The following is a 15,663-nucleotide window of genomic DNA, read 5'->3' on the forward strand; positions in this document are numbered from 1 at the left end:
GTTCCTGAGCCTATCCGCCCACAGAGGCGTGTTCGTCCGGCGGTTCGCCGGAGGCCTCGTCCTCAGGGCCCGGCGGGTCCTCGGTGAGCAGTCGCTCCAGTGCGGCACGGTCCGGGAGACCGTCCGGTCGTACGACCTCGCCGTCGCGGACGTACAGGAACGCGGCCGTGACGGACTCCAGGGGCACACCCTGCCGCTCGGCCCAGCCCAGGCGGTACAGCGCGAGCTGGAGCGGATCCGCGGTGCGACCGTGGCCGGTCTTCCAGTCGACGATCTCGTACGTCGTCCCGTCGCCGTCGTCGTTCCTGTAGACGGCGTCGATCCGGCCGCGGACGACCCGGCCGGCGATCGCGAACTGGAAGGGCACCTCGACGCGGTACGGGGTGCGGTTCGCGTAGGGAGTGCGTTCGAAGGCGTCCTTCAGGGCTTCCAGGTCACGCTCGTCGGCGATCTCCGCCTCGCGGCCGGGCAGCTCCTCCGGGTCCAGCATCGGCAGCCGCAGCTCTTCGAAGCGGGACTCCATCCAGGCGTGGAAGCGCGTTCCCCGGCGTGCGGCGGGCTGCGGGGGGCGTGGCATGGGACGCGCGAGTTCCTGTGCGAAGCCGTCCGGGTCGGCGGCCAGACGCAGCAGCTGGGAGGCGGTGAGCGAGGCAGGCAGGGGTACGTGGGTGACGGTCGCGCGGGCGCGCAGGAGCTCTCCGGTCAGCGCGTCCAGGTCGCGGTCCCAGGAGGCGAGGGTGCGGGCCTCTTCGGGCGTGAGGCGCTCGCTCACGGTCTCCTGGGGGTGCGGGCGGGCGGCGAGAGCGGGGCCCTGGGCCTGGTGCGGCACCATGGGTCGGCCGTCCGGCCGGCGGGCCGGGCGCTGTCCCGGTCGTTCCGTCGTCCAGGAGTCCCAGTCGGAGTCGTCGCCCTCGGGCAGGGCGGTCTCCGCGAGGTCGCCCTCCGGGAAATGCTCCTCCGGGAAGTGGTCCTCGGGAAGGCCGCCTTCGGAGAACGCGTCCGCGGGGAGGTCGTCCTCGTCCTGGGGCGGGATGTCGTCCTCCGACGGAGGCGGCCACTCCGGGTCGTCGTACGAGGCGGGGTCATGGGCCGCCGCCCGCCGGTGTCCGTCGGCTCCGGGGTGGGCCTCGTCGTGGGACGCGACCCGCTCCAGGTGGGCGAGCACGGTCTCCGCCGCCGCGCGCCGCCGGGCGAGGGCCGTGTCGTCGAGCGGGAGCGGCCAGGCATGGTCGGCGGCCCCCTCGCGCAGGGCCGGGTTCTCCTCGTCCTGCGCCGGTTCGTCCGCCCAGACCTCGATCTCGCCGTGTCCGGCGGCGCAGTGGTCGTGGAGGGCGTGCAGGAAGTCCGAGGGGCCGCGCGGCCGCTTCTGGGAGGGGCCCCACCAGTGGCCGGAGCCGAGCAGGAGCGAACGGGGGCGGGTGAACGTGACATAGCCGAGGCGCAGTTCCTCGGTGTGCTGGTGGTCCTTCATGGCCTCGTGGAAGGCCTTGATGCCCTTGGCGTCCCAGGCCTCGACGTCGGGCAGCGTGTCCGCGTCGCCGCGCAGCCGGTGCGGCAGGACCTTGCCCTGGGCGGTCCACTTCTCGCGGCCCTGCCCGCTGGGGAAGGTGCCGTTGACGAGGCCGGGGACGACGACCACGTCCCACTCCAGGCCCTTGGACTTGTGCGCGGTGAGCACCTTGACGGTGTTCTCGCCGCCGGGCAGGGCGTTGTCCAGGCCCTTCTCGTACTGCGCGGCGGTGCGCAGGAAGCCGAGGAAGGCCAGCAGGCTCGCCTCGCCGTCGCCGGAGGCGAAGGACGCGGCGATGTCCAGGAAGTTCGAAAGGGTCTCGCGGCGGCGTGCGGCCAGGGCGTGCGGGGACGCGGAGAGCTCGACCTCGAGACCGGTGACGGCGAGGACCCGGTGCAGGACGTCCATCAGGGGGTCGGCGAGCGAGCGGCGCAGGTCGCGCAGCTCGGCGGCGAGCCGCGCGAAGCGCACGCGCGCGTCCGGCGAGAAGGGCAGTCCGTCGTCGTCCCCCGAGACCCCGACGGGCGACTCCAGGAACGTGTCGAGGGCGTCGGCGAGCGATATCACCTCGGCCGGGTCGACCCCCTCGACGGCTGCGGCGAGCCTGCGGTCCGGGTCCTCGTCGGCCCCCGCGCGCGCGTGCGACACGAGCAGTCGCGCACGGCGCCCGAGGAGGGCGAGGTCGCGCGGGCCGATCCGCCAACGCGGGCCGGTGAGCAGCCGGACGAGGGAGGCGTTCGCCCCCGGGTCCTGGAGGACCTCGCAGACGGCCACGAGGTCGGCCACCTCGGGCAGGTGCAGCAGACCGGAGAGGCCCACCACCTCGACGGGGATGTCACGGGCGACGAGCGCGCCCTGGATCTCGGCGAAGTCGGTGGCGGTGCGGCACAGGACCGCGATCTCGGCGGGTGCCTTTCCGGTGCGTACGAGATGGGCGATCGAATCGGCGAGCCAGTCGATCTCCTCGGCGTGGGTGCGCAGCAGCGCGCAGCGCACCAGGCCGTCCCGCTCGGCTCCGGGGGCGGGCCGCAGTGCCTCCACGCCCGCGTGCATGGCGCGCAGCGGCTCCGCGAGGCCGTTGGCGAGGTCGAGGAGGCGGCCGCCGCTGCGGCGGTTCTCGCTGAGCGACTGGCGGGTCGCGGGCCGGCCGTCGGGGCGCGCGAAGTGCTCGGGGAAGTCGTCGAGGTTGGCCACGGAGGCGCCGCGCCAGCCGTAGATCGCCTGGCAGGGGTCGCCGACCGCCGTGACGGGGTGCCCCGTGCCGCCGCCGAACAGCCCGGCGAGCAGGATGCGCTGGGCCACCGACGTGTCCTGGTACTCGTCCAGCAGGACCACCCGGAACTCGTCGCGCAGGATCTCTCCGACCTCGGGGCGGGTGCCGGCCAGGGTGGCCGAGAGGGCGATCTGGTCGCCGAAGTCGAGGAGGTCGCGCTCGCGTTTCGCCGCCCGGTAGCGGCCCACCAGCTCGGCGAGTTCACGCCGGGCGGCGGCGGCCTCGGGGACCTTGCGCAGATCCGCGTTGGTGAGTTTGGCGCTCTCCAGGGCGCGCAGCAGTTCCGCGTCGTGGGCGCGCAGGTCCTCCGCCCGTACGAGGTGTTCGGAGAGCTCGGAGTCGAGTGTCAGGAGGTCTCCGACCAGGTCCGGGAAGGAACGGGTCAGCGCCGGATACGGGCCCGGCGCCTCGCGCAGCACACGCGCGGCGAGCTGGTAGCGGGTGGCGTCGGCGAGCAGCCGGGACGTCGGTTCGAGCCCGATGCGCAGGCCGTGGTCGGTGAGCAGGCGGCCCGCGAAGGCGTGGTACGTGGAGATGACCGGCTCGCCCGGCGGGTTGTCGGGGTCGATGACGTCCGGGTCGGTGACGCCCGCCTTGACGAGCGCCTTGCGCACGCGTTCGGCGAGTTCGCCCGCCGCCTTGTTGGTGAACGTCAGGCCGAGGACCTGCTCCGGGGCCACCTGTCCGGTGCCGACCAGCCACACCACGCGTGCCGCCATCACCGTGGTCTTGCCCGAACCCGCTCCGGCCACGATCACCTGCGGGGCCGGCTCCGCGGTGATGCAGTCCGTCTGTTCCGGGGTGAACGGGATACCGAGGAGCTCCTTGAGCTGTTCGGGGTCGGTGATGCGGGCGGGCATGTCGCAGAGGCTAGCGGCGTCCACTGACAGCGGTGGCCACATCGGCGGCCGTGGCGAAAGAACCGCAGGTCAGCACATGTGGTGCCGTACGTCACTCGCCGACGTCGCATCCCTTGGCCCACCCGAACCGGCTACCTGGCACGCGCACGGGACCCGGAATTCCACCACCTGGTGTGCGCTGTGTACACCGGCTCGCTCGGCGGCCGGTACTCGCCTCCGATCAACCGAGCCGAGGGCCCGTCCGCCCCCTGCCCGGAGCAGCCGCGGGATCCGTCACTCGACCACCTGCCGGCCCTCCGACCGGGCACTGCAGGACGCCTGGAACGAGCAGTGCGTGCAGTGTTGTCCCGTTGTCGGCGAGAACCGTTCGTCGAGGACCTTGCCGGCGGCGTTCGCCAGGAGGTCGCCGACCCACTCGCCCTCGAGCGGCTCCTGCGCCTGCACCTTGGGCAGGGTCTCGCCGCCGTTCTTCTTGGCGGCGCCCTGGCGGAGCTGGACGAGTTCGGCACCGCCCGCTTCTGGGCGTACACCGTCGAAGACGCCGTCGACCGCGCCTTCGCCGACGGCCAGCTGGTAGACGGCGAGCTGCGGGTGGTGGGTCACCTCGGCGGCGCTCGGCGCGTGCTTGCCCGTCTTGAAGTCGACCACGTAGGCGCGCCCCTCGGTGTCGGCCTCGACGCGGTCCATGGAGCCACGGATGCGCACTTCGTAGGAGCCGGCTTCGAGGGTCACGTCGAAGTCGTGCTCGCTGGCCACCGGCGTACGGCCGGTGCGGTCCATGACGTGCCACTTCAGGAAGCGTTCGAGCGCCACGCGCGCGTGCTCCTTCTCCTGCGCGGACTTCCAGGGCGCGTCGAAGGCGAGCGCGTTCCACACGGAGTCGAGCCGCTCCATGAGGACGTCGAGGTCGGCGGGGGTGCGTCCGGACGCGACCTCGTCGGCGAGGACGTGCACCACGTTGCCGAAGCCCTGGGCGGCCGTCGCGGGCGCGTCGGCCTTCACCTCCCGCCCCAGGAACCACTGCAGGGCGCAGGTGTTGGCGAGTTGGTCGAGGGCGCTGCCGGAGAGCACGACGGGCTGGTCGCGGTCGCGCAACGGGACCTTGCTCTCCGTCGGCTCGTACATGCCCCACCAGCGGTAGGGGTGCGCGGAGGGGACCAGCGGGCGGCCGTCCTCGTCGGCGAGCGCGGCGAGCCGGGCGAGCCGGCGGGCCGCGGCCTGCCTGAGGCCGTCCGAGACGCGCGGGTCGACGGTGGTGGCGCGCAGCTCGGCGACCAGCGCGGCGACGGCCAGGGGGCGGCGCGGGCGGCCGGTCACCTCCTTGGGTTCGACGCCGAGTTCGGTGAGGAACCGCGAGGGCTGGTCGCCGTCGTCGGCCGGAGCCTTCACAGCGGTCACGACGAGACGTTCACGCGCGCGCGTGGCGGCCACGTAGAACAGCCGGCGTTCCTCCGAGAGGAGCGCGCCGGGTGTGAGGGGCTCCGCCAGTCCGTCCCGTCCGATGCGGTCGGCCTCCAGCAGGGAACCGCGGCGGCGCAGGTCGGGCCACAGGCCCTCCTGGACGCCCGCGACGACGACGAGCCGCCACTCCAGGCCCTTGGAGCGGTGTGCCGTCATCAGGCGTACGGCGTCGGGGCGGACGGCCCTGCGGGTGAGCGTGTCGGCGGCGATGTCCTCGGCGTCGATCTCCTCCAGGAAGTTCAGGGCGCCGCGGCCTCCCGTGCGCTCCTCCGCGCGCCCGGCGGTCGCGAAGAGCGCGCAGACGGCGTCGAGGTCCCGGTCGGCGTTGCGTCCGGCCGCGCCGCCGCGCCGGGCGGCCCGCTCCAGGCGCTGCGGCCACGGTGTGCCGTCCCACAGGTCCCAGAGGGCCTCCTCGGCCGTTCCGCCGCCCGCGAGACGCGCACGCGCCCTGCGCAGCAGCGCGCCGAGGCGCTGGGCCCCTCGGGCGTACGCGGGATCGTGCGCGACGAGCCGCTCCGGCTCGGCCAGCGCGCGGGCGAGCAGGACGTCGGACGGCGGGGGTACGAGGTTTCCGCCGGCGCGCTCCTCCTCCCGCAGCGCTCGGCCCAGGCGCCGCAGATCGGCGGCGTCCATGCTCGCGAGAGGCGAGGCGAGGAGGGTGAGCGCGGTCTCGGTGTCGAGCCAGGACGCGGCGCGGACATCGGCGGTGTCCTCACGCGGGTCGGTGTTCTCACGCGGGTGGGTGTCGGCAGCCGGGTCGGTGTCCGTACGCGGGCCGGTGCCGCTGCTTGTATCGGCGGCGGCACCGGACACCCGGTCCGCAGCCGGCTCCGACTCCGCCCGGGCCACCGCCCGCAGCGCGGTCAGCAGCGGCGCGACGGCGGGTTCGTGCCGCAGGGGCAGGTCGTCGCCGTCGATGTCGAGGGGCACGCCGGCCGAGGTGAGCGCCCGTCGGATCGTGGGGATCGTCCGGGATCCGGCGCGCACCAGGACGGCCATCTCACCCCAGGGAACACCGTCCTCCAGGTGGGCGCGGCGCAGGATGTCCGCGATGTTGTCGAGCTCCGTACCGGACGTCGGGTACGTGTAGACCTCGATCTGTCCGCCGTCCCGCACCGGGGACAGCTCGCGATGGGCACGCACCTTGTGGGCCGGCAGACGGGTCAGCGGCATCCGCTGGGTGAGCCGGCGGGTGGCTGCCAGCAGGCCGGCGCCCGAGCGGCGGGACGTCCCTAGGACCTCGACCGGAGCCGGACGGCCGTCCGCGCGCGGGAAGGCGTCGGGGAAGTCCAGGATGCCGTTCACGTCGGCGCCGCGGAAGGCGTAGATCGACTGATCGGGGTCGCCGAAGGCGACGAGGGTGCGCCCACCGCCGGCGAGGCCGCGCAACAGCCGCACCTGCGCGGGGTCGGTGTCCTGGTACTCGTCCACATAGACGGCGTCGTACTGCGCCGCGAGCCGCTCGGCGACCTCGGGGCGCCGGCCGAGGAGCACCGCGCGATGGACCAGTTCCGCGTAGTCCAGGACTCCTTGCATGTCGAGGACGTCGAGGTACTCGGCGAGGAAGGCGGCCGCCGCGCCCCAGTCCGGGCGGCCGATGCGCCGCGCGAAGGCCTCCAGGGCGTCGGGGCCGAGCCCGAGTTCCCGGCTCCGGGCGAGGACCGCGCGGACCTCGTCGGCGAAGCCGCGCGTGGTCAGGCACGCGCGCAGTTCGTCCGGCCAGCGCACATGGGCGAGGCCCAGCCGCTCCAGGTCGGGCTGGCCCGCGAGCAGCTCGCGCACGGCGACGTCCTGCTCGGGGCCGGACAGCAGCCGCAGGGGCTCCGCGAACAGGTCGCTGTCCTGGTGGGCGCGGACCAGGGCGTAGCAGAAGGAGTGGAAGGTGGTGGCCCGGGGGGCACGGGCTGCCCCTATGCGCAGCGCCATACGGTCGCGCAGCTCCACGGCCGCCTTGCGGCTGAACGTGAGCACCAGGATCCGTTCCGGGTCCCCACCCCGTTCGATCCGGGCGGCCACGGATTCGACGAGCGTGGTCGTCTTGCCCGTACCGGGACCCGCGAGCACGAGCAGCGGACCGCTGCCGTGGTCAACCACGGCGCGTTGCGCTGCGTCAAGACGAGGGGGGTCCACCCGGGCCGGCAGGGTGCGCACCAGACGGTACGCACCACGAGCCCCCTGGCGCCCCGATGGGTGCGTCAGGCGTCCGGTGGAGGAAGTGGAGCTCACGTGGTTCGCCGGTCCTGGTGGTCGTACTGGTTGGCGGAGCTACCGCGCGTGGCGGGCGGTGACCGCGGGGTGAGGGGGACGCGTGCCGACGACGCTACGCCGGTGCGGTCACGGAAGGAGGGCTTCCGATTCTTCCCTCATGCCACGTGCGTCCCGTCCTTCACGAACGTACGGCATGTCACGGATGTGCCTCGTTTCCCTCATACGGACCTCAGTTTCCCCTTCGGCCCCGTGAATGCCGGAAGCTGTCAGGTGTGAGCTTCAGCGCGTTCGCCGCCGTCCCATCGGGCCCGTCTCATGTCGACGCGTGGCAGATGCCCCTCGGAGGTCCGGCTCGCCTCCTTCAGAGGCGTTCCCTCGGCGCGGTAATGGGCCAGCGCGTCCAGTTCGTGGCCGGGGAGCAGCGCACCGTCGGCCCGTATGACACGCCACCACGGAACCGCTCCTCCGTAGAGGGCCAGCACCCGGCCCACCTGGCGCGGCCCGCCCTCTTCCAGCCATTCGGCGATGTCGCCGTACGTCATGACGCGGCCGGGCGGGATCAGCTCGGCGACGTCGAGGACCCGCTCCGCGTACTCCGGCAGGGCGTCCGCCGGAAGGCTCTCCTCGCTCATCCGCCCCATCCTGCCCCACCCCACCGACAACGTGCCGCGGCGGGGACTGTGCGTATTCCCCGCCACGGAGTGACGCTTGTAGCAGATTGCGCGCCCCGCATTTGCACCCTGATGCCCCCGTGTGTCGGTCGGGCATGCCACCATCGTGCGGGCGGTGACTGGTGATACGAGATCAAGAAGAGACCATGAGGCAGCAGGGCGTGCACCCCGAAGACGCGGAGGGCACCTCCGCCGCGTCGGCACGCCCGGACACCGGTCGCGCCGACGAGAAGGACACGGACGGCAGGGCGAGCGAGTCCCCCTCCGTGACGAGCACGGGCTCGGACGACGCCGAGGAGTCCACTCCCAGCGCCCCTGAAACCCCTTCTCGGACCTACGGGGACGAGAAGCGGCAGGCCAAGCGGGACGCCGAATGCGCCGACGAGGTCCATGCCGACGAGGTCGAAGGCGACGAACCGCTGCTTCCCGCGCGCGTGCACCGCCCGTCCGACCTGATGCGGCTCCTGGTCGGAGTTCTCGCGATCGTGGTGCTGCTCGCCATCGCCGCGTTCGCGCACGGCACCACCTCGGGTCTCGAACAGGACATCAACAAGGGCACCGGGCAGGCACCCGATCTGCTGATCAAGATCGCGGGGCTGGCGTCGAGCATCGCGATCCTCCTGGTGCCGGTCGCTTTCGCCATCGAGCGGCTGATCAAACGGGACGGGCTGCGCATCGCCGACGGCGTCCTGGCCGCGGTCCTCGCCCACGGAGTGACCCTCGCCACGGACCTCTGGGTCGCCAAGGGCGCCCCGGGCTCCATCCAGGAGGCGCTCACCCAGCCCTCGCCGGGTGACATCCACGCCCTCACCGACCCAGTGCACGGCTATCTCGCACCGGTCATCGCCTACATGACGGCCGTCGGCATGTCCCGCAGACCGCGCTGGCGCGGGGTGCTCTGGGTCGTGCTGCTCCTCGACGCCTTCTCCATGCTGGTGACCGGCTACACGACCCCGTTCTCGATCATCCTGACGGTGCTGATCGGCTGGACCGTCGCCTACGGAACGCTGTACGCGGTCGGTTCGCCGAACGTGCGGCCGACCGGACGGACACTGATGGCAGGCCTTCGCCATGTCGGCTTCCACCCGGTCAGCGCGGCCCGCGAGGAGATGCCGGAGACCGCGGAGAGCGGCGACCGCGGCCGACGCTACTTCGTCACCCTGGAGGACGGCCGGCCGCTGGACGTCACGGTCGTGGACCGCGAGCAGCAGGCACAGGGCTTCTTCTACCGCGTCTGGCGCCGTCTGACGCTGCGCGGCATCACCACGCGCCGCAGCCTCCAGTCACTGCGCCAGGCCCTGGAGCAGGAAGCCCTCCTCGCGTACGCGGCCATCGCGGCCGGGGCCAACGCGCCCAAGCTGATCGCGACCTCAGAGCTGGGCCCGGACGCCGTGATGCTCGTCTACGAGCACACCGGCGGTCACACCCTCGACTCGCTGCCCGACGAACTGATCACCGACGAACTGCTGCGCGACACCTGGCACCAGGTGCAGGCGCTGCAGTCCCGGCGCATCGCGCACCGCCGGCTCGCCGGCGACGCGATCCTGGTGGATCGTTCCGGCACCGTGATCCTCACCGATCTGCGCGGTGGCGAGATCGCGGCGGGCGATCTGCTGCTGCGCATGGACATCGCCCAGCTGGTGACCACTCTCGGGCTGCGCGTGGGCGCCGAGCGCGCGGTGGCGTCCGCGGTCGGCGTGCTCGGCCCGGACGCCGTCGCCGACTGCCTGCCCATGCTCCAGCCGATCGCGTTGACGCGCTCCACGCGCGCGACCCTGCGCAAACTTGCCCGGGAGCGCTCGCAGCGCGAACGCGAGGCCGTGCTGGAGGCCTCACGGCAGGCCAGGCTCGCCCGTGCCGAGGAAGCGGCCGAGGAAACCACCGACACAGCCGCACCCGTCCCGGAGAAATCCGGGAAGAAGGCCGTACGCGCCGAGCAGCGCGCCGAGAAGCGGGCGATCGACGAGGCCCTGGACGAGGCGCGTGAGGAGGATCTGCTCACCCAGATCCGCCACCAGGTACTGCTGATCAGGCCGCAGGCGCCCGTCGAGCCGGCCCGCCTTGAGCGGATCAAGCCCCGCACGCTGATCAGTTTCATCGCCGGAGCGATCGGCGCCTACTTCCTGCTGACCCAGCTCACCCACATCGAGTTCAGGACCCTCTTCGACAGCGCCCAGTGGGGCTGGGTCGCGGCGGCCGCTCTGTTCTCCGCTCTGAGCTACTTCGCGGCGGCGATGAGCCTGCTCGGCTTCGTGCCCGAGCGGGTGCCGTTCCTGCGGACCGCGGCGGCGCAGGTCGCCGGCTCGTTCGTGAAGATCGTGGCGCCCGCCGCGGTCGGCGGCGTCGCCCTCAACACACGCTTCCTGCAGCGTGCCGGGGTGCGGCCGGGACTCGCGGTGGCGAGTGTCGGAGCGTCCCAGCTGTTCGGACTCGGCTGCCACATCCTGATGCTGCTGTCCTTCGGCTATCTGACCGGCACGGAGAAGACGCCGTCCCTGTCGCCGTCCCGTACGGTCATCGCGGGTCTGCTGACGGTCGCGGTGTTCATCCTCGTGGTGACGTCGGTGCCGCTGCTGCGCAAGTTCGTCTCCACGCGCGTGAGGTCGCTGTTCGCGGGCGTCGTCCCGCGCATGCTCGACGTGCTGCAGCGGCCGCAGAAGCTCGTGACCGGCATCGGAGGCATGCTGCTGCTGACGGCCTGCTTCGTGATGTGCCTGGACGCGTCGATCCGGGCGTTCGGCAACGAACAGACGACCTCGCTCAGCCTCGCCAGTGTCGCCGTCGTCTTCCTCGCCGGTAACGCGCTGGGTTCGGCGGCGCCGACCCCGGGTGGTGTCGGCGCGGTCGAGGCGACCCTCACCGTCGGTCTGATCGCCGTGGGTCTCCCCAAGGAGGTCGCGGCGCCCGCGGTCCTGCTGTACCGGCTGCTCACCCTGTGGATTCCGGTGCTGCCGGGATGGCTGTTCTTCAACCATCTGACACGCAAGGGCGCACTCTAGGGTCGGCGGGGTCGGCGGGGTCGGCGGGGTCGGCGGGGTCGGCGGGCGGACGATGCCGTACGCGCCTCGGCCCACCCGCGTGCGGAGGGTCTGGTCCATGCCCCGCGCCCGCAGCGTGCGGGCCCCGTGGTGTGCCCTCACCCACACGGCTCGTGCCCCGAGCGCACCACCTCGCCCGCCCGCAGGATGGGGAGCATGCCGAACCCGTCCCGGCGGCGCGCCGCCGCCCTGGCCTTCACCGCCGTCCTGCTGGCCTCGTGGGTGTCCGGCTGCAGCGGTGACTCCAAGGACGAGGATCTGACGGCACAGAAGCTGAGCTGGAAGGCGTGCCCGGCACCGTCCGAGGCGGAGGGCGGCGGCAACGCTCCTTCACCCCTGCCGGGCGGCGCGGAGTGGCAGTGCGCCACCTTGAGAGTGCCCCTCGACTGGTCCGACCCCAAGGGCGACACGATCGGGCTCGCACTGATCCGCGCGAAGACGAGCGGCGACCCGGGCAAGCGCATCGGCTCGCTCATCTTCAACTTCGGCGGCCCCGGCGGGTCGGGCGTCACCGCCTTGCCCGCCTTCGGACAGGACTACGCGGCCCTGCGCACCCGCTACGACCTGGTGAGTTTCGACCCGCGTGGCGTCGGCCGCAGCGCGGGTGTGAAGTGCGAGAGCGACCAACAGCTCGACAGGTTCTTCCAGCAGGACGCCACGCCGGACGACGCCGCCGAACAGCAGGAACTCCTGCGGAACACCAGGATGTTCAACGCCGCGTGCGAGAAGAACTCCGGCAAGGTCCTCCCCCACGTGCGCACGACGGACGCCGCTCGCGACATGGACCTGATGCGGCAGGTTCTCGGCGACGACAAGATGCACTACTTCGGCATCTCGTACGGCACCGAACTCGGCGGCGTCTACGCCCACTTGTTCCCCAGGAACGTGGGCCGCGCCGTCTTCGACGGAGTGGTCGACCCGACGCAGAACGCGGAACAGAGCTCCCTCGGGCAGGCCAAGGGCTTCCAGCTCGCGCTGGACAACTTCGCGGCGGACTGCACCTCGAAGGTCGAGGGCTGCCCCATCGGTGACACCCCGCAGGACGTCAAGGACCGCATCGCCAAACTGCTCAAGGATCTGGAGACGAAGCCGATCCCCGGTGTCTTCCCGCGCCGGCTCACCCAGACCGCCGCGACCAACGGCATCGCGCAGTCGCTGTACTCCAAGGACTTCTGGCAGTACCTGACGGAGGGACTTCAGCAGGCGTACGACGGCGACGGCCAGGTGTTGATGCTGCTGTCGGACTCGTTGAACGGGCGCAGCGAGAACGGTCAGTACAGCAACATCACCCCGGCGAACATCTCCATCAACTGCGCCGACGACAAGCCGCGTTACACCGCGGACCATGTGCAGTCGAAGATTCCGGAGTTCCGGGCCGCCTCGCCGCTGTTCGGTGACTATCTGGCCTGGGGCCTGGTCAGCTGCACCGACTGGGCCGTGCCGGGAGCCGCCGAGCACCCGGACGTCAGCGCCCCCGGCGCGGCGCCGATCCTCGTGGTCGGCAACACCGGCGACCCCGCCACGCCGTACGAGGGCGCCCGGGCGATGGTGAACGCGCTCGGCAAGGGTGTCGGAGTCGAGCTGACCTACAAGGGCCAGGGGCACGGGGCGTACGACAGCAAGAACAAGTGCGTGCAAGGCGCGGTGAACGGCTATCTGCTGCAGGGCACCGTGCCGCCGACCGGCACCGTTTGTTCCTAGAAAACAGCAGGTCAGAGCGTTATCCACAGGCCTCGACGGCGGCGTGCGGCCGACGCCTACTATGGCCTGCATGTGATCCGCGACTTCGGGCGGACCACGGGCGAGGGGGACACTCATGACACGTTTCGGACGGTGGACGGCAACGGCCGCCGCCGCGTTGCTGCTGGCCGGCTGCGGCGGGGGCTCGTCGCCCGACGGCGAGGACGAGGGGAAGAACGGTGACGGGCCGTCGGCCACCGCGCCGTCTTCCGGCGGGCCCTCGGCCCTGCCCGCCTCGCTCACCTCGCAGAAGCTCGACTGGGGCCGCTGCAAAGGCACTTCGGACTCCCCCGCGCCCGGAAGCGGCTGGCAGTGCGCGACGCTCAAGGTGCCGCTGGACTACGCGAGGCCGGGCGGCACGACGATCGGCCTCGCGCTCATCCGTTCGAAGGCGACCGGCGGTCAGGGCAGGCGCATCGGCTCACTGCTGTTCAACTTCGGTGGCCCCGGCGGCTCGGGCGTCGCCACGATGCCGTCGTACGAGAGCGTCGTCGGTCCGCTCCACGAACGCTACGACCTGGTGAGCTGGGACCCGCGTGGTGTGGCCGCCAGCGAAGGTGTGCGGTGCCGGGGGGACAAGGCGATCCAGGCCTCCGAGTCGGTGGACGCCACACCGGACGACGCGGCCGAGGAAGCGGCTTACTTCAAGGACGCCGCGGACTTCGGCAAGGGCTGCGCGAAGGCCGCCGGAAAACTGATGTCCCATGTCTCGACGACCGATACCGCTCGCGACATGGACCTGATGCGCGAGGTCCTCGGCGACCGCCGGATGCACTACTTGGGCTTCTCCTACGGGACCGAACTGGGCGGCGTGTACGCGCACTTGTTCCCCAAGAACGTGGGACGTCTGGTGCTGGACGCGGTCGTCGACCCGAGCGCCGACACCGTGGGCCACGCCAAGAACCAGACGCTGGGATTCCAGCGCGCCCTGGACGACTACCTCAGGTCCACCGGCCAGGACCCGAAGCAGGGCTCCCGGAAGATCGCGGACCTGCTGAAGCGGATCGACGCGAAGCCTCTGCCCACCGCGAGCGGGCGCAGGCTCGGCCAGACACTGGCCCTCACCGGCATCGTGCTGCCGCTCTACAGCAAGGAGAGCTGGCCGCGCCTCACCGAAGCCCTGAAGGACGCCGAGGGCGGGGACGGTTCGGCCCTGCTGACGCTCGCCGACGGGTACAACGAACGCGACGCCTCGGGGCACTACGGCACGACGACGCATTCCCAACGGGTCATATCGTGCTTGGACGACAAGGAGCGGCCGACTCCCGAGGAGACGAGGAAGCGGCTGCCCGAGTTCGAGAAGATCTCGCCCGTCTTCGGGGACTTCATGGGCTGGGACACGGCGGGCTGGTGCCACGACTGGCCGGTGGCCGGTCAGTACGACAACCCCGAGGTCGATGCGCCGGGAGCCGGACCCGTACTGGTCGTCGGCAACACCGGGGACCCGGCGACACCCTACGAGGGCGCCCGCAGGATGGCGGACGAGCTCGGCAAGGGCGTGGGCGTGGAACTCACCTGGAAGGGCGAGGGTCATGGCGCCTACGGGAGTGGCAGCGACTGTGTCGACTCGACCGTGAACAGCTATCTGCTGGACGCGACGGTGCCGAAGGACGGCAAGGTCTGCTCATGACGAAGGCGGGGGTCTCGAGGACACCTGGTCCGCGAAACCCCCGCCGTCGAAGCCATCGACGGAGCGGGCGAAGCCTCCGGTCAGTACACCGGCTTCTCTGGCTCGATCTGGTGGACCCAGCCGATCACCCCGCCGCCGACGTGCACCGCGTCGGAGAAACCGGCGGACTTCAGGACGGCGAGGACCTCCGCACTGCGGACACCCGTCTTGCAGTGCAGGACGATCTTCTTGTCCTGCGGCAGGGTCGCGAGGGCGGTTCCCATGAGGAACTCGTTCTTCGGGATCAGCTTGGCGCCGGGGATCGAGACGATCTCGTACTCGTTGATCTCGCGGACATCGATGATCTCGATGTTCTCGCCGTCGTCGATCCACTCCTTGAGCTGCTTGGGAGTGATCGTCGAGCCAGCGGCCGCCTCCTGCGCCTCCTCGGACACGACGCCGCAGAAGGCCTCGTAGTCGATGAGCTCGGTGACGGTGGGGTTCTCACTGCAGACCGCACAGTTCGGGTCCTTGCGGACCTTGACCTGGCGGTACTGCATCTCCAGGGCGTCGTAGATCATCAGGCGGCCGACAAGCGGCTCGCCGATGCCCGCGAGAAGCTTGATCGCCTCGTTGACCTGGATGGAACCGATGGACGCGCACAGCACACCGAGGACACCACCCTCGGCGCAGGAGGGGACCATGCCCGGCGGCGGGGGCTCCGGGTAGAGGCAGCGGTAGCAGGGACCGTGCTCGGACCAGAAGACGGAGGCCTGTCCGTCGAAGCGGTAGATCGAGCCCCACACGTACGGCTTGTTGAGCAGCACGCACGCGTCGTTGACCAGGTAGCGGGTCGCGAAGTTGTCCGTGCCGTCGACGATCAGGTCGTACTGGCTGAAGATGTCCATCACGTTCTCGGCCTCGAGCCGCACTTCGTGAAGGACCACGTTCACGTACGGGTTGATGCCCAGTACGGAATCGCGCGCGGACTGGGCCTTGGAGCGGCCGATGTCCGCCTGGCTGTGGATGATCTGGCGCTGCAGGTTCGACTCGTCGACCTCGTCGAACTCCACGATGCCGAGCGTGCCGACGCCCGCCGCGGCCAGGTACATCAGCGCCGGCGATCCGAGGCCGCCGGCGCCCACACAGAGCACCTTGGCGTTCTTCAGCCGCTTCTGCCCGTCCATACCCACATCGGGGATGATCAGGTGGCGGGAGTACCTGCGGACCTCGTCTACGGTGAGCTCAGAGGCTGGCTCGACCAGGGGTGGCAGCGACACGGGGACTCCGTTG

General features: G+C 71.5%; 7 protein-coding genes. 3 read left to right on the plus strand and 4 right to left on the minus strand.

The features are described from left to right. Positions 1-10: 10 nt before the first annotated feature. The 3 genes from ACFYW8_RS14440 to ACFYW8_RS14450 all read right to left on the minus strand — a co-directional run bounded on the left by ACFYW8_RS14440 (position 11) and on the right by ACFYW8_RS14450 (position 7,944). Positions 11-3,643, minus strand: a complete 3,633-nt coding sequence (locus ACFYW8_RS14440) for a UvrD-helicase domain-containing protein (RefSeq protein WP_389073032.1) — start codon at positions 3,641-3,643, stop codon at positions 11-13. A gap of 273 nt (positions 3,644-3,916) precedes the next feature. Further along, positions 3,917-7,330, minus strand: a complete 3,414-nt coding sequence (locus ACFYW8_RS14445) for an ATP-dependent helicase (RefSeq protein ID WP_389073035.1) — start codon at positions 7,328-7,330, stop codon at positions 3,917-3,919. 248 nt (positions 7,331-7,578) lie between these two features. Further along, a complete protein-coding gene (locus tag ACFYW8_RS14450; protein ID WP_389073040.1) occupies positions 7,579-7,944 on the minus strand; it encodes an MGMT family protein in 366 nt (121 codons plus the stop codon). Positions 7,945-8,129: 185 nt separating this feature from the next. Between ACFYW8_RS14450 and ACFYW8_RS14455 the strand changes: the two genes are divergently transcribed. From ACFYW8_RS14455 to ACFYW8_RS14465, 3 genes are all read left to right on the plus strand, one after another. Beyond that, positions 8,130-10,982, plus strand: a complete 2,853-nt coding sequence (locus ACFYW8_RS14455; protein WP_389073044.1) for a YbhN family protein — start codon at positions 8,130-8,132, stop codon at positions 10,980-10,982. Between the two features lie 195 nt (positions 10,983-11,177). Further along, the gene (locus ACFYW8_RS14460; RefSeq protein ID WP_365875873.1) at positions 11,178-12,722 is read left to right on the plus strand and encodes an alpha/beta hydrolase; all 1,545 of its coding nucleotides are present in this window, start codon (positions 11,178-11,180) and stop codon (positions 12,720-12,722) included. A gap of 115 nt (positions 12,723-12,837) precedes the next feature. Beyond that, complete coding sequence (locus ACFYW8_RS14465) at positions 12,838-14,391, plus strand: alpha/beta hydrolase (RefSeq protein WP_389073052.1); 1,554 nt, start codon at positions 12,838-12,840, stop codon at positions 14,389-14,391. A gap of 80 nt (positions 14,392-14,471) precedes the next feature. On the opposite strand, the gene moeZ is transcribed toward ACFYW8_RS14465, so the two are convergent. Beyond that, complete coding sequence (gene moeZ / locus ACFYW8_RS14470) at positions 14,472-15,650, minus strand: adenylyltransferase/sulfurtransferase MoeZ (RefSeq protein ID WP_389073055.1); 1,179 nt, start codon at positions 15,648-15,650, stop codon at positions 14,472-14,474. Positions 15,651-15,663: the final 13 nt, after the last annotated feature.

It is taken from the genome of Streptomyces sp. NPDC002742, assembly GCF_042888885.1.
GTDB lineage: Bacteria > Actinomycetota > Actinomycetes > Streptomycetales > Streptomycetaceae > Streptomyces.

Coding starts and splice junctions, on each gene's coding strand:
- ACFYW8_RS14460 (WP_365875873.1), top strand. CDS start 11,178: ATGCCGAACCCGTCCCGGCGGCGCGCCGCCGCCCTGGCCTTCACCGCC.
- ACFYW8_RS14450 (WP_389073040.1), bottom strand. CDS start 7,944: ATGAGCGAGGAGAGCCTTCCGGCGGACGCCCTGCCGGAGTACGCGGAG.
- ACFYW8_RS14465 (WP_389073052.1), top strand. CDS start 12,838: ATGACACGTTTCGGACGGTGGACGGCAACGGCCGCCGCCGCGTTGCTG.
- ACFYW8_RS14455 (WP_389073044.1), top strand. CDS start 8,130: ATGAGGCAGCAGGGCGTGCACCCCGAAGACGCGGAGGGCACCTCCGCC.
- ACFYW8_RS14440 (WP_389073032.1), bottom strand. CDS start 3,643: ATGCCCGCCCGCATCACCGACCCCGAACAGCTCAAGGAGCTCCTCGGT.